The organism is Micromonospora sp. CNZ295 (genome assembly GCF_004217535.1).
On record NZ_SHKZ01000001.1, the window covers coordinates 434,108 to 447,868 of the forward strand.

Sequence of the window (13,761 nt, forward strand, 5' to 3'; positions counted from 1 at the left end):
CGACGGGAACTACCGGCGCAGAGCGGCGAGGGACAGCATCGAGCCCCGTCCGGACGCCGCGAAGGCGTACCGCGACCCGGCCCCGCGCACGGGCGATGCCCACTTGACAACAGGCTGCGGGCGTCCTCCTTCGAGCGGCCTCGGCGGTTGCGGGAAGGCACCGGCCCACGTTTCTCCGGGTCGAACAGTTCCCGTTGTCCGTGGGCCCACCATCCGCCGTCGCAGTAGCGGCGGCGCAGTTCCCTCCAGGTGCTCTGGCGGTGTTTCGCCGGAGCCATCGCCAGACCGTCTGCCACAGGTGGTGGCAAAGGTAGGCGAAGGTCGCCGACGAAACGCCGGGCCGGAGGCCGGCGCACCCGCCCCGTACCGCTTTGGTTGAGCCTGCGGATCAGGTCGTCCAGCGGCTGGTTCACCTCGACCTGCCGGCACCGGGTCTTCACCTTGGCCATCACCGCTTTGAGCGACTTCTTGGCCGGACAGGTGTAGCTGAAATGCCGTTGGTCCCCCCTTTGCGATGACGCTGGATGCGCCAGCGTCGGGTAGGGCCGCCGCATTGCTGCGGCGGTCCCCCCTCAGCCTCGATCCACCGATCAATGCTGGGATGACGGGACCCCGGAGATAGAAAGTGCCCTCTGAACTGGAAGGATAGGAGTTGCGACGCTTCTATTCCGCCGGTCCGAGAGGGCACCTCGCAGGTGAGATTACGCCATGATGCGCCGGTGGTGCGCGCGACGTTCGATGATCGAATCTGGTGTCTTGTGCCGGTCTGGTCCCGGTGATGCGCCTGGCTCAGCAGGCCGGTCTGCACGACGCGGTCGCCGACCGGGTGCGGCTGCCGACGGACAAGGGCGCGAACCCGGCGGGCAAGGTCGCCACGGTCGTGGCGGGCATGCTGGCCGGCGCGGACAGCATCGACGACCTGGGCATCGCCCGGCACGGTGGCATGCGGTCGCTGTTCACCGGCGTGTACGCGCCCTCGACGCTGGGCTCGTTCCTGCGCACGTTCACCCACGGGCACGTGCGGCAGTTGCAGGGCGCCGCCCGCGACACCCTGATCGGCCTGGCCGGGCGCACACCGTTGCTGGCCGGCGCCGACGTGCTGACCTTTGTGGATATCGACTCGATGCTGCGGCGCGTCTACGGCAAGCAGAAGCAGGGCACCGGGTTCGGCCATGCCAAGGTCGGCGGCTACAACGTCTGGCTACGCGGTTACAACCCGCTGATCACAACGCTGTCCACTCCGCTGTCCGCGCCGGTGATCGCCGCCACCCGGCTGCGCAGCGGTAACGCCGGCTCCGCGCGCGGTGCCGCGAGCATGCTCGCCGAAGCGATCACCACCGCCCGATCGTGCGGCGCCACCGGGGAGATCGTGGTCCGGGCCGACTCGGCGTTCTACGCCAAGACCGTGATTTCCACGTGCCGCCGCCGGAAGGTGCGGTTCTCGGTCACCTGCCGGATCGATGCGAAGATCCGTGCCGCGTGCGCGAGCATCAACGAGGACCAGTGGATCGACATCCGGTATCCGCAAGCCGTCTGGGACGACGACGCCCAGCGGTGGATCTCCGACGCGCAGATCGCCGAAACCGTCTACACCGCGTTCGTCGGCACCCGGCACGCTGTGACCGCCCGGCTGATCGTGCGCAGGGTTCGCCGCGACAACCCGGCACAGATCCCCGGCCAGGAAGAACTGCTGCCCGCCTACCGGTATCACGCGGTGTTCACCGACAGCCCGTTCACCCTGGTGCAGGCCGAAGCCCAGCACCGCCAACATGCTGTCATCGAGCAAGTCAACGCGGATCTGATCGCCGGGCCCCTGGCGCACCTGCCGTCCGGCCGGTTCGCCGCGAACGACGCCTGGCTGACCTGCGCCGCCATCAGTCACAACCTCAACCGCGCCGCCGGACACCTCGCCGCCGGCCGCTACGCCACCGCTCGGACCGCCACCATCCGCACCCGGATCATCAATGTCACCGCCCGCCTCGCGCACCGGGCCCGCGCCATCCACCTGCACCTACCCGAGCACTGGCCCTGGCAGGCAGGATTCGACAACCTGTTCACCGCCGTCCACCCAGCGCCCGGCTGACCACGCCATAACGACTGAAACCAGGCGGCCCGACCACAGGCCACAACCCCGGTCCCACCCCGAACAAACACGCCCGGAGCAAGCCGATCACGTGATCAGCGGCTTCCCCATACCCGCCGAATCACCCAATACCGAGATGATCAACTGATGTTCGGTGGAAACCGCGTCGGTGGATCGAGGCTCAGCGGCTAGGGGCAGGCTTTCCATGCGCGCGCTGAGCCTTTTGCCTACTCGCCGACCTTTGGCTGGTCACGACCAATCACATTCCGGTAAGTTTCCGCGTCCGACAAGTGGCGGGCCAAATACTTAACCCACGCCTCAGTGTAGACGTAGCGCTTGAACGCCCGATTGTATGTACAGAACTGGCTCTTGGTCCGCTCTGGATGAGGGTCGCCCTCTGGGGGGCGCACTTGGTAGAACTTCCAAGCTAAGCTGTGATCATTCACGCTGAATCGAAAACCCAGCAGCTTTGTGATCTGTTTGGCGACTTGTCCCGGAAGGAGGGCTCCAAGATCTGACACTGGCACCTCCTTATCCCGAATAATTGTCTGCACCTTGTCCATCAGGGCAAGTTGCTCCGCGTCCAGGTCCTCCATTCGGACGAAGCTCATTGCGGCATCTGCGGTGGTCTTACCGCCGGTTTTAGGCACCAGGTACACACGGAAGTCATAGCTTGGGTGGCCGCTAAGCTCTGGTTCCAGCGAGGCGTCGAAGTCCTGTATGTACTCTGCAACGCCCCGTGGCACTCTCCTGCGAACCGCCTTCAGCGCCTCGACAGCATCTTGCGTGATGGACGAAATGAATAAGGGAAAGCGCAGAAACTCTCCCAACGACTCCTCGTGGCCAAACTCAGATACAAGGGTTTGCTCAAAATTCAACATGAATGCTTGAGTCCGGCCGGCCACAAGCGTCGCGATGTCTCGCTCGTGTCGGTGTTCAATCTTGTTGCGAAGGCCGACAAAGAATTCCAGATTTATTCGTCTGGGATCGCGTTCTTTGAATTGCTCGGTCATCATTTGGTGCAGCGGCTTTGTGACCCAGTCACCGTCTCGGGTGCGCTGTCGATGGCCTTTCGAGTTGCGCACATAGAAGTCTAGCTTGTCCCGGTCGTACTTGGCTTGAAGCATCTTCAGCCACGCCATCGACATGTGCACGATAAACGCTTCGAGTTGCCGATCGCGGCCAGACCGGTTATAGAGATCGACCGCAAGGATAGCTTCCTGCCGCGCAGCCTGCAGTTGGTGCCACCACCGTGGACGAGGAGCCATCAGCACATGTTACTGCGCGGCCTGGATGCCACGAAGTTATTCGATCAGGCGTTCTAGGACCACCGACGATCCCGGAGCGAAATGCTTGATGTGTCGGACTTGGGGAGCCGAGGTCGCTTGTCAACCTTCCGGTTAGGACGCACACATGGTTAGCTGTCACTCCTAACCCATGAGGCGGTGACACTGAGCAATCGGCGAGGTGGCGCAAGTGACTCAAATGTCCTTCTTCGGCCCGAAAGAAGCCGGCCCCGATCCCAAGCCGGCGTCCGATGCGTTCGTGCGACTAAAGCTGATCATCGCGGTCAAGGCCGCACCTAATCCCTCAGAGCGGTACGGCGAAACGGTGTGCGTGGCCGGCCTAAGTACCGACTACCAGCGGCGAGGCTGGCTTCGCCTCTATCCGATCAACTTTCGGGAGCTGGAGAGCGAAGGGAAGTTCAAGAAGTACGACGTGATCAGTGTAGACGCGAAACCCGCCAGGGAAGATCAGCGCAGGGAAAGCTGGAAGCCCATAATGGCGACCATAAGCAACGAGGGCCACCTCAAGCCTTGGGAGCCGCGCCGATCCTGGCTGGACCCCTACATCGAGGACTCGATGTGTCGCCTGAATCGGAATGCACGCGACAGCGCTAACGCTCAGTCCCTCGCACTGGTCCGGCCGCAAGATATCAGCAAGCTTGAAGTCGAGGACCATCCCGGCTGGAGCCCTGAGGAGCAACACAAGATAGACATGTACGTACAACAGCTCGACTTGCTGAGCACCCAGGAGCGGACTCCACTAGAGCCACCCCGATTCAAGGGGTTCTACCGATACCGCTGCAGCGACCGTCGATGCGGGGGACACAGACAGGGCATGCTTGACTGGGAATTCGTGGCTTTTCAACGAAACAGGCTAGCCTCCATGTCCAAAGAATCAGCGCGACAGTCATTGATAGACAAATTCCTTGGGCAGGTTTGTGCTCCCGACCGAGATGTTGCGTTCTATGTGGGCAACCAGGCGAAGCGAGCTCATGTGTTTAGCGTTCTCGGAGTGTATTGGCCTAAAAGGTAGGAAGCCGCTTTTGCACCTCGCCTAGCACGATGTCTCGATGGCATCGGTCCTGATCTGCCTCGTAACACAACAAGGCAATCAATTGAGTACGACCGGCTAAAGCTATGTCGTGAAGCGCTTTGTCCGCTTCGGGGCAGCTCAGCAACTGTCGACGAAATGTCGAGCGCGCGGCGGCGAGGTCATCTGGAGGGCCGGCGAAGCCAGCGCGGTTACTCTTTGGGTTGCCAAGCTCGCGCCGATGCTGGTAGTCGATCCCGGCTTTGGCCAGGGCACGACCGAGTGAAGCCTTGCTTAACCCCGGCTTCCGCGAGACTGGGTTTAGGCGGACATCAACGAGGCACGAAACCCCCATAGCTACGAGGTCCCTCACAAGTTCGTCCGCCGTCAGGCCCTGGTAGCCGACACCGACCAGTCCCGCTTCCGTGGTTTGAGGCACTGTCGTCACAGCCACAGCCTTCCACAATTCAGCCGGTAGCGCGTGCATAGACATTCAATAGTGATGTAAGGGGCGCAAAGGATGCAATGGGCATTCGCTGACAGAACGCCTATGTTTGGAGCGCAGGTCGCAGGCCGGTGGCTGCTTGGGAAGAAGGCGGGTAAGGAACCCGTGCGATCCCGCCGGGAGGCAGCCGGCGGCCACGAGGCGAGGTCACCACGCGGTCAACCGTGACACGGCGAGCAGCGCCCACCTGCTACATCGAGCGCACTGCCGAATCGTGCTCTTAGAGGATCAAGGCGGCCCGCAAAGCGGGCCGCGCCGGCCCGGCCCCGGCCTGCTGGCGACCTCCGGCCGGCATCGGCCGGGCCGGCCGGCCACGCTGGCGGGACGACCAGGACCACGAAGACCTCGGGGCTCCGCCCCGAACCCCGACCCTCCTCAGAGATCAGCCGGAGGCGGATCACCTCGACGAGCACCACAAGGGCTACCAGCCTCCCCGGACGGGGCCAAGGTCGTTCGTCCAGTAGGGCGCTCCACCTTGTCCCCGTCCGGGGAGGCTGGAAGGTCCGGCGACTGCCCGACGAGGAGATCCTCAGGCCTCAGCCTCCACTACCTCCGCCCCATCCTCCGCTGGCGTTGCTTGATCGGGCCACGGCGAAGTTGAAAGCTCCCGCACGTCAACAAATCGCCCCGCGCGGCCGAGCTTGGGGAACCGAACGCCGACGTGTGGAGGCTGGGTGGGATCAGCGAGCAGCATCTCGGCTACTCCCTGGCCGAACTTGGGGTGGTAGACAGTTCCGCCATTGATGACGAGCGTCCCATCGCCGAGGGCTGCTGCGAACACCCGTTGGTGCCTCTTTGGACCCAGCCCGATCTTGTCGGTCATGGAGCGCTGTAGCTCTCTCACCCGCTCCAACACCTCGCTGAGCAAGTCGTCAGGGGAGCGCCGAGCCTCTGCTTGGGCGGAGGCCGAGCTGGGCGGGATCGCTTGCACCTTCTCGAGGTAGTCGTCCCACAAGCGGTCAAAGGCTCGCTGTAGCCGGTCTGGCTCCAGCGAGGTGCCGCATGCTTCGTTCAGTGACGCCACCAGGCGAAACATGTCGTCTTTGTCCGTCGCCAACGTGGATTGGAACTGGGCCAAGGGCCCCGTCACATCGGTCGGCTTGAGGTCCAGTAGAAGGGGCCGTACTCGGGAATCCTCCAGAGATTTGGCCAACGCGCCCGCCTCGAAGTTCAGCCAGGGCTCCCGCTGGTTCTCGGCGGTGATGCATAGGATCCCCTGCCCAAGCTCCCCCAACTGGGCACCAACTTGCGCCGCCCAGCGTTGCCCCTTGCCGATGTCTTCGCTCGACATCCAAGGCTTGACCTCTTGGATCACGTCGGGAAGCCAGTCGCGAAGGATGGAGGCGAACTGCTTGCTCGTGGGCTTGGACCAGCTGATGAAGACTTTCACGCGCTCCTCCGGGGTTGCAGTGAACAGCCGCAGCCGTGCCCGTTGCGTGCCCGATCCGTCGGGCAAGTAGGGGCAACCAAGGTCAACAACAACCGGAGACGACGAAGGCCCCTAACCAACGTTTCCGCAGGTCAGAGGCCTTGCCGTTCCCTGGTGGCGGGTAGAGGATTCGAACCTCTGTAGCTTTCGCGACGGATTTACAGTCCGCTCCCATTGGCCGCTCGGGCAACCCGCCAGGGCACCACCGCGTCGTGACGCGGCAGTGGAAGCAAGGATAGCGGCTGTCCCCGGCTCCGGTGCAAGCGGGTACCGTCAGGGGGTCGTACCGCCGGTCAGCGGTATACAGAACAGGACAGACCGCCCGGACAACAGGAGCATCAGCATGGCAGCCAATCCGTCGTTCGACATCGTGAGCAAGGTCGACCGCCAGGAGGTGGACAACGCGCTCCGGCAGGCGGAGAAGGAGCTCGCGACGCGGTTCGACTTCCGGGGCACGGGCGCCGAGATCTCGTGGTCCGGCGAGGAGGCGATCAGCCTGCAGGCGGAGACCGAGGAGCGGGTCCGAGCCGCGCTGGAGGTCTTCAAGGAGAAGCTGGTCAAGCGGAACATCTCGCTGAAGTCGCTGGACGCGGGCGACCCGCGGGCGTCGGGCAAAGTCTTCAAGATCGACTGCAAGGTCATCCAGGGCATCGACTCGGACAAGGCCAAGGCGATCAGCAAGAAGATCCGCGACGAGGGCCCCAAGGGCGTCCAGGCCCAGATCCAGGGCGACCAGCTGCGCGTCACCGGCAAGAAGAAGGACGACCTGCAGGCCGTCATCGCCATGCTGAAGGGTGAGGACTTCGGCGTGGCCCTCCAGTTCACCAACTACAGGTAACGCGGAACGGCCGCCGCCGCCCACGGGTCACGCCGGCCGCCGCCCGCGGTCACGACCGTGGTCGGCCGGCGCGTTCCCACTCCTCGTGCGCCACCTGAATGCGGCGCCACACCGCCCGCAGCCGGTCGGCCGGGACATCGTCGAGCGCGAGGCCGAATGTGTCGGTCAGCACCGCACGCCACTCGTCGTAGCGCAGGACGTCCCGCGCCGTCGCGGGCCCGGAGACAGGTCTCTCGGTCAGCACGCGGCCGCGCAGCGCCCGGACGCCGGCCGGAGTGCGGTGCTGGACGGTGACCACGCGGACGAACCCGGAGGCCGGCGACGTGGACAACTCGACGTGGCGGTCCACGAGGTCGGCGGGAGCGGCCGGGGCGAGAGAGAAGTCCATGCCGTCGAAGGTGCCGCCCGGTTCGTGGTCGAACCGCCAGCCACCGGGTACGACGGCCGACGGTCTTAGGCGGAAGCCCCCGTCCCGCCCGAAGGCCGCAGCCTCGAGCGGCGCCGGTTCCAGCGGCCCGTCGCCCAGGCCGACGTCCAGCCACCACGTGCGCCCGTCGAGGACCGTGGTCAGCGCGAGGTGGTTGCCGTCGGCACCCGGCGGCATCGCCGACCCCCGACCCTGCACCCCACCGCGGTGCCAGGTCACGTGATAGCCGAGGGACGCCAGCAGCGCCGAGAACGCGCCGTTGAGGTGGTAGCAGTATCCGCCCCGGCCCCGGGCGACCTCCCGGGCCGACTCGACCGGGTGGATGCCCCGCGACCCGTCGAGCGCGATCCACATCGTCTCGTACGGCACCCGTGCCACGTGCGCGGCGTGCAGGCGCCGCAGCTGTGCCGGTGAGGGCGGTTGCGACCGCTCTTCGGCCGGATCGAGGCCCAGGCGCCGCAGGTACGCCGGGAGTAGCGCGCCGTCGAGCAGGGGCGGGTGCCACTGACCGGGCTTACCGGCGGCGGTGGTGGCGGCGGAGGAGTCGGGCATCGGCTCAGGCTATTGCCGGGCTGTGACAGCCGGGCCGGTCGGCGGACCAGCCGGAAACAGGGCCGTCGGGAACAGCCAAGCGTGCCGCGCGGAGTTCAGTGCGAGCAGCGGCACTGATACCTCTCCCGACGACGAGCCCGCCCACGCCGCTGACATGAACGGCGGAGGGACGGGAAGACCGGCCTCCTCAGCATCGGAAAGGAGGAACCCGGATCGGGGGAACGGGGACGGACGGCGGCGCCCTGTCGCAGCGGGCCGTGGGGCGTCGACTGGTCGTGCTGGCCGCGGCGACCGGCTGCCTCGACGTCTTCTGCGTGACCCGGCTGGGCAGCTTCTTCGCCAGCGTCATCACCGGCAACCTGGTGCAGTTCGGCCACGCGCTCGTCGCCGCCGAGGCCCGGTTGATGCTGGGCGGGGCGGTCGCGGTCGGCGGCTACGCGCTGGGCGTGGCCGCCGGCACGCTGTCGTTGCGGCGGGTCGAGGCGGGCTGGCAGGGGCGGACGGGCCTGGTGCTGGCGGCCGAGGCGCTGCTGCTGGCGGGCGTCGCGACGGGCTGGTGGGCGACGAACGGCCGGCCCGGGTACGGGGTGACGCTGGCGCTGCTCGCCGGCGCCGCCATCGCCAGCGGGATACAGAGCGTGGTGACGATCAGCTCCGGGATCCGGGGCGCCGCGACGACGTACCTGACCGGCTCGCTGACCAAGCTGGTGCGGAACCTGGTGCTGGACCCGCACCGGTTCGCGGACGGCGCGGGCGGTGCCGCCCGGTTGTCGGGCCTGCTGGCCGGCGCGGTGCTCGGCGCGGCGGTGCTGCGGCTGGCACCCCTGTGGGCGCCCGCCCTGGCGGCGGTCCTGGTGGTCCTGGTGGTCGCCGCCGGCACCCGTCCCCGAGGGCGGGCGGGCCGATAGCCGGCACGCCGGGAGGACGCGGCGAGCCGGTCAGTCGCCCGCCGGGTGGCTCAGCCAGACGTACGCCACCGGCTGTCCCTCGTTCCACTGGGCGGCCTGCTCCGCGGGGACCGGCACGAACCCGGCTCCGGCGTAGCAGCGCAGCGCGGGGGTGTTGGCCGGATGCACCCGCATGAACACCGCCGGGTGATGGCCGAGCGCCGCCGCGGTCAGTCGGGTCACCAGTGCCCGGCCGAGCCCTCGGCCGCGGTGCGCGGGCGCGACGATCAGGCGGGCCAGCTCGACCTCCGCCTCCTCGTCGTCCACCCAGAGTTCCCCGTACGCCACGGGCTCGCCGTCCTCGACCGCGACGTACGCGACCACGTCTGAGGCGGCGGCCCACCCGGCGACCACGTCGGGCGTGACCTCGTCGCGGGAGCACCAGCGTCGGGACTCCTCCGCTGACGAGGACCAGCCGGCGATCACCGCCGCGTGTGCCGCCTCGAACGCCGTCAACTCCATCGCGCACCCGCCTCCGCCGCCCTACCGGGCGCAGATGCTACCGCGCCTCACCAGGCGAAGATGAGCAGCAGGATGACCGTGACGATCGCGCTGATCAGCAGGGAGCCCAGACAGCCGACCCGGTTGGAGAAGAAGACGAACACGGGGTGGTGGTACCCCGGACGGGCCGGATCAGACCACCACCGGCTGTTCGGTGCGTGCCGCTTCGGCCTCCGCGCGGGCGATCGGCCCGGCCGGCAGGCCGGCGACCACGGCCCCGACGGCGACCGCCGCCCCGGCGAAGAGGAAGGCCCACGGCACGCCGCCGGCGTGGTCGATGATGAGCCCGGCGACCGCGCCGCCGGCCGCGCTCGCGCCGACCGACATGGTCACCACCCAGGTGTACGCCTCGTTTAGCATGCTGGTCGGCGAGATCCGCCCGACCAGGGTGTTCTCCAGGGTGAGCGCCGGGGCGATGGTGGCGCCGCCGATCACCAGGGCGGTGCCCAGCGCGGTCGGGGTGCGCATCAGGGCGAACACCGCGAAGCTGGCCGCGACGGCGGCGAGGAGCAGCGCGAACTGCCGGCTCATGTTGCTCGCCGGCCGGCGGGTGCCGTACCACAGGCCGCCGGCCGCGCTGCCGATGCCCCAGACGGCCAACAGCACTCCGGCGAGGCTGTCCGGGTCGTCGAGGGTGTAGCCGGTGGCGAAGGCGGGCACGATGACGCCCGCCGCGCCGAAGGCGATGCCGAGACTGGCCACGCAGAGCAGCAGGGCCGGGAAGCCGGCGAGGCGCAGCGGCCCGAGGCCCCGGGTGCGGTGCTCGCGCGAGTGGGGTCGCCAGCCGCGCATGACCCGGCCCAGCGCGACGGTCGTCGTCCCAGCGAACGTGACCACGGCCGAGCCGACCAGGGCGGCACCCGCGTCGGCGAGCAGCACGAACCCGGCGACGAGCAGCGGGCCGAGCACGAACACCAGCTCGAAGAGCGTGGTCTCGGCGGCCAGCGCGGTGTTGCGCAGGTGCCAGCGGCCGGTGGCGGGCGCGGTGAGGTCGTTCCAGGCGCCGCGGATGGCGGCGGTGAGCGGCGGGTACGTGGCACCGGCCACTCCGGCGGCGACGAAGACGTACGCCAGGCTGACCGCCTCGGTGCGGGCCGCCCAGAGCAGCCCGAGCAGGGCGAGCGGGTGGGCGACGGCGGTGCCGAGCAGCACCCGGCTCGGCCCGATCCGGTCGGCGATTCGGCCGGCGACCGGGCTGAGCGCCGCGCCGGACAGCGCGTAGCTGCCGCCGGCCACGGCGGCGAGGGAGTACCGTCCGGTGACCTGCTCGACGACGAGCAGCAGCGCCAACGGCGTCATGCCGATACCGAGCCGGCCGAGGATGCCGGTGACCAGCAGCATCGGCGCGCCGGGGATCCGCCAGACGCCCGCGTACCGGCGCAGAGCGGCCACGGCCGACCTCCAGAGGGTGTAATGAGTGGGAGCCGCTCCGACCCTAACGCCGGCCGGGACCGCGGAAAACGTGTTATCGCCTGCTCCCGGACCGGCCGCACCCCACGCCGCGGGCGGCGCGGGGTGCGGCCGGTCGCTGGGGTCAGCGGCGGTACTGGATCGGGCCGGTGCTGCCTGCCATCTGCTCCAGTCGGGCGACCCGCTCCTCCATCCGGGGATGGGTGGCGAAGAGCGCGGCCACCCCGCCGCCCTTGAACGGGTTGTCGATCATCAGGTGGGCGGTGCTGGTGAGCTGCCCCTGCGGTGCCAGCGGGCGCGCCTGCGTACCCAGGTGGATCTTCCGAAGGGCGCTGGCCAGCGCCAGCGGGTCCCGGGTGAGCTGGGCGCCGGAGGCGTCCGCCTGGAACTCCCGGCTGCGGCTGATCGCGAGCTGGATCAGGGTGGCCGCGATCGGGCCGAGGATGATCGTCAGCAACAGCACGGCCGGGTTCGGGCCGTCCTCGTCGTCGCCACCGAGCGGGATGAAGAACGCCAGGTTGGCCAGCGCGGTGATGATGCCGGCCAGTCCGGCCGCCACGCTGGAGATGAGGATGTCCCGGTTGTAGACGTGCGAAAGCTCGTGCCCGATCACCCCACGCAGCTCGCGGTAGTCGAGGATCTCCACGATCCCCTGCGTGACGCAGACGGCCGCGTTCTGCGGGTTACGACCGGTCGCGAACGCGTTGGGCTGCGAGGTCGGGCTCACGTAGAGGCGCGGCATCGGCTGCCGGGCCTCGGCGGCCAGCTCCCGCACCATCCGGTAGAGCTCGGGGAACTGTGCCTCGCTGACCGGTTGCGCCCGCATCGCGCGCAGTGCGAGCTTGTCGGAGTAGAAGTAGCTGACGCCGTTCATCACCAGCGAGACGACGACGGCGATCACCAGTCCGCCGCTGCCGCCCAACCAGTAGCCCACCGCCAGGATCAACGAGGTGAGCAGGCCGAGCAGCAGGGCTGTCTTCAGACGGTTGTGGTGCACGGTCACTCCTTCGGTGCGCGGACCGCGAGGATCCGCTGACCGGTTCAACAACACCGGTACCCGTCAACCATCCGTCGTATGGCTGTGAAATGCCTGGGAGCGCGGCCAACGTGATCCACTCGGAGTGCGGCGGGGCGCGGTGTCCGGGCACGCGGACAGCGCGGGATGCCGCATCGGGAGTCGATCTCGGGCGGCGTGGTGGGTGGTCGCGGCGGTCAGCGCGCGGCGAGGCCGAGTACGAGCTGCGGTGCCACACCGATCACCAGGGCCGCCACCGTGGCCGCCGCCAGGACCGCCGCGACCGGCCAGGCGCGGACCCCCGGCGCCGGCCCGGCCGACCCGGAACCGACCGGCAGGTGGTCGGCCGGCGCCGGGGCGCCCTCCGCCGGGGTGGGCCCCGCCGCGGGTGCCGCCCAGAGCAGGGCGGCGACCCGCAGGTAGTAGGCCAGACCGACCACCGCGTTGACGGCGACCACGAGGGCGAGCCAGGCGGCGCCGCCGTCGAGCAGCGACCGGACCACGGTGACCTTCGCGAAGAGCCCGGCCAGGCCCGGCGGCAGGCCGGCGAGACCGACCAGGGCCAGCGCGAGCGCCACCGCCGCCACCGGCCGCCGGCGGGCCGCGCCGCGCAGGTCGTCGAGCGTGCCGCCGTCGGCGCCGGCGGGCCGCAGCGCGACGACGGCCGCGAAGGCGCCCAGCTCCAGGACCACGAAGAAGACGGTGTACGCGACGGCGGCCGCGTACGCGGCGGCCCGGGCGTCGCCGGCGCGTCCGGCGGCCAGCGCCAGCGCACCGAGTGGGGCGAGGATGTAGCCGGCCTGGGCGACGGAGGACCAGGCGAGCAGCCGGACCATCCGCCGCTGGCGCAGCGCCACCAGGTTGCCGACGGTCATGGTGAGCACCGCGAGCAGGGCGAGCACCGGGCCGGTCACCTCGGCCGGCAGGGCGTGCTGCACCACGGCCAGCAGGGCCACCACCCCGCCGAGCTTCGAGGCGGTCGACAGGTACGCGGCCACCGGCAGCGGCGCCCCGTCGTACGTGGCGGGCGCCCAGGCGTGGAACGGCACCGCGGCCACCTTGAAGGCCAGCCCGAGCACGATCAGCGCGACGGCGGCGGTGGCCAGCGGCAGGTCGAGCAGCTCCGGTCGCTCGGCGAAGAGCGCGCCGAGCCGGCCCAGGTGCAGCGCGCCGGTGGCCGCGTAGAGCAGGGCGGCACCGAGCAGCGTCACCGTGGTGGCGACCACGCTGACCACGAAGAAGGTGATCGCCGCCGCGACACCGGCCAGGCTGCCCCGACGCAGGCCGACCAGCACGTACAGCGGCAGGGTCAGGGTCTCCAGGGCGACGATCAGGGTGATCAGGTCGCCGGCCGCGCCGAGCACCACACCGCCGGTCATCGAGGCGGCGAGCAGGAAGGAGTACTCCCCCGCCGGCGACGTGCCGGCCCGCAGCAACGGCCAGGACAGCCCCAACACGCCCAGCGTGAGCAGGGCGACGACCACGGCGACGAGGACGGCTCGGCCGCCGAAGACGTACGAGCAGTCGGCCCCGACGCAGAACGTGCGCCGCTCCCCCCCGGCGCCCACGAGGACGGACCCCACCACGGTGGCGACCGCCCCGACGGCGGCGGCCGCCACGGTGACCCGGGCCCGGGCGACCAGAAGGTCGGCGAGCAGCACCAGCACGGCCGTGCCGGCGGCCAGGTACGCCGGGAGCAGCGCCACGTTGTCGACGCTCTGCACGACGCTCATCGCAG

The 13,761-nt window shown here is 69.0% G+C and carries 11 protein-coding genes, 1 tRNA gene and 1 pseudogene; 4 read left to right on the forward strand and 9 right to left on the reverse strand.

What is annotated here, in order from left to right:
• Positions 1–695 precede the first annotated feature (695 nt).
• Positions 696–2,083, forward strand: a pseudogene (locus EV376_RS02050) (IS1380 family transposase).
• A 227-nt stretch (positions 2,084–2,310) separates the two neighbouring features.
• Here EV376_RS02050 and EV376_RS02055 read toward each other — a convergent pair.
• A complete protein-coding gene (locus EV376_RS02055) occupies positions 2,311–3,351 on the reverse strand; it encodes a DUF3644 domain-containing protein (RefSeq protein WP_130320455.1) in 1,041 nt (346 codons plus the stop codon).
• Between the two features lie 217 nt (positions 3,352–3,568).
• Between EV376_RS02055 and EV376_RS02060 the strand changes: the two genes are divergently transcribed.
• Positions 3,569–4,402 carry a hypothetical protein gene (locus EV376_RS02060; protein WP_165438149.1) on the forward strand — a complete coding sequence of 278 codons (834 nt, stop codon included), beginning with the start codon at positions 3,569–3,571 and terminating at the stop codon, positions 4,400–4,402.
• Here the strand turns inward: EV376_RS02060 and EV376_RS02065 are convergent.
• The 3 genes from EV376_RS02065 to EV376_RS02075 all read right to left on the reverse strand — a co-directional run bounded on the left by EV376_RS02065 (position 4,392) and on the right by EV376_RS02075 (position 6,529).
• Complete coding sequence (locus EV376_RS02065; RefSeq protein ID WP_486482492.1) at positions 4,392–4,892, reverse strand: DUF488 domain-containing protein; 501 nt, start codon at positions 4,890–4,892, stop codon at positions 4,392–4,394. The genes EV376_RS02060 and EV376_RS02065 overlap by 11 nt on opposite strands.
• A gap of 541 nt (positions 4,893–5,433) precedes the next feature.
• Positions 5,434–6,294 (reverse strand): TIR domain-containing protein, encoded by an 861-nt coding sequence (locus EV376_RS02070; protein ID WP_165437935.1) that lies wholly within the window; start codon positions 6,292–6,294, stop codon positions 5,434–5,436.
• 151 nt (positions 6,295–6,445) lie between these two features.
• Positions 6,446–6,529: transfer RNA gene (locus EV376_RS02075), tRNA-Tyr, on the reverse strand.
• 147 nt (positions 6,530–6,676) lie between these two features.
• Here EV376_RS02075 and EV376_RS02080 point away from each other — a divergent pair.
• Positions 6,677–7,171, forward strand: a complete 495-nt coding sequence (locus tag EV376_RS02080) for a YajQ family cyclic di-GMP-binding protein (protein ID WP_130320458.1) — start codon at positions 6,677–6,679, stop codon at positions 7,169–7,171.
• Positions 7,172–7,220: 49 nt separating this feature from the next.
• Here EV376_RS02080 and EV376_RS02085 read toward each other — a convergent pair whose 3' ends face one another.
• Positions 7,221–8,150: an arylamine N-acetyltransferase gene (locus EV376_RS02085; RefSeq protein WP_130320459.1), complete on the reverse strand. Its 930-nt coding sequence runs from the start codon at positions 8,148–8,150 to the stop codon at positions 7,221–7,223.
• A gap of 212 nt (positions 8,151–8,362) precedes the next feature.
• On the opposite strand from EV376_RS02085, the gene EV376_RS02090 reads away from it, so the two are divergent.
• On the forward strand, positions 8,363–9,058 hold the full coding sequence (locus tag EV376_RS02090) for a YoaK family protein (RefSeq protein ID WP_130320460.1): 696 nt from the start codon (positions 8,363–8,365) through the stop codon (positions 9,056–9,058).
• A 30-nt stretch (positions 9,059–9,088) separates the two neighbouring features.
• Here EV376_RS02090 and EV376_RS02095 read toward each other — a convergent pair whose 3' ends face one another.
• The 4 genes from EV376_RS02095 to EV376_RS02110 form a co-directional block, all read right to left on the reverse strand.
• A complete protein-coding gene (locus tag EV376_RS02095) occupies positions 9,089–9,559 on the reverse strand; it encodes a GNAT family N-acetyltransferase (protein ID WP_130320461.1) in 471 nt (156 codons plus the stop codon).
• 171 nt (positions 9,560–9,730) lie between these two features.
• Complete coding sequence (locus EV376_RS02100) at positions 9,731–10,990, reverse strand: MFS transporter (RefSeq protein ID WP_130320462.1); 1,260 nt, start codon at positions 10,988–10,990, stop codon at positions 9,731–9,733.
• Between the two features lie 142 nt (positions 10,991–11,132).
• Positions 11,133–12,005: a zinc metalloprotease HtpX gene (gene htpX, locus EV376_RS02105; RefSeq protein ID WP_130320463.1), complete on the reverse strand. Its 873-nt coding sequence runs from the start codon at positions 12,003–12,005 to the stop codon at positions 11,133–11,135.
• Between the two features lie 215 nt (positions 12,006–12,220).
• Positions 12,221–13,756 carry a proton-conducting transporter transmembrane domain-containing protein gene (locus EV376_RS02110; protein WP_130320464.1) on the reverse strand — a complete coding sequence of 512 codons (1,536 nt, stop codon included), beginning with the start codon at positions 13,754–13,756 and terminating at the stop codon, positions 12,221–12,223.
• Positions 13,757–13,761: the final 5 nt, after the last annotated feature.

Excerpts from the sequence above, each read along its gene's own strand:
- EV376_RS02055 (WP_130320455.1), bottom strand. The coding sequence starts at position 3,351 with ATGGCTCCTCGTCCACGGTGGTGGCACCAACTGCAGGCTGCGCGGCAG.
- EV376_RS02080 (WP_130320458.1), top strand. The coding sequence starts at position 6,677 with ATGGCAGCCAATCCGTCGTTCGACATCGTGAGCAAGGTCGACCGCCAG.
- EV376_RS02110 (WP_130320464.1), bottom strand. The coding sequence starts at position 13,756 with ATGAGCGTCGTGCAGAGCGTCGACAACGTGGCGCTGCTCCCGGCGTAC.
- EV376_RS02060 (WP_165438149.1), top strand. The coding sequence starts at position 3,569 with ATGTCCTTCTTCGGCCCGAAAGAAGCCGGCCCCGATCCCAAGCCGGCG.
- EV376_RS02085 (WP_130320459.1), bottom strand. The coding sequence starts at position 8,150 with ATGCCCGACTCCTCCGCCGCCACCACCGCCGCCGGTAAGCCCGGTCAG.
- EV376_RS02065 (WP_486482492.1), bottom strand. The coding sequence starts at position 4,892 with ATGTCTATGCACGCGCTACCGGCTGAATTGTGGAAGGCTGTGGCTGTG.
- EV376_RS02095 (WP_130320461.1), bottom strand. The coding sequence starts at position 9,559 with ATGGAGTTGACGGCGTTCGAGGCGGCACACGCGGCGGTGATCGCCGGC.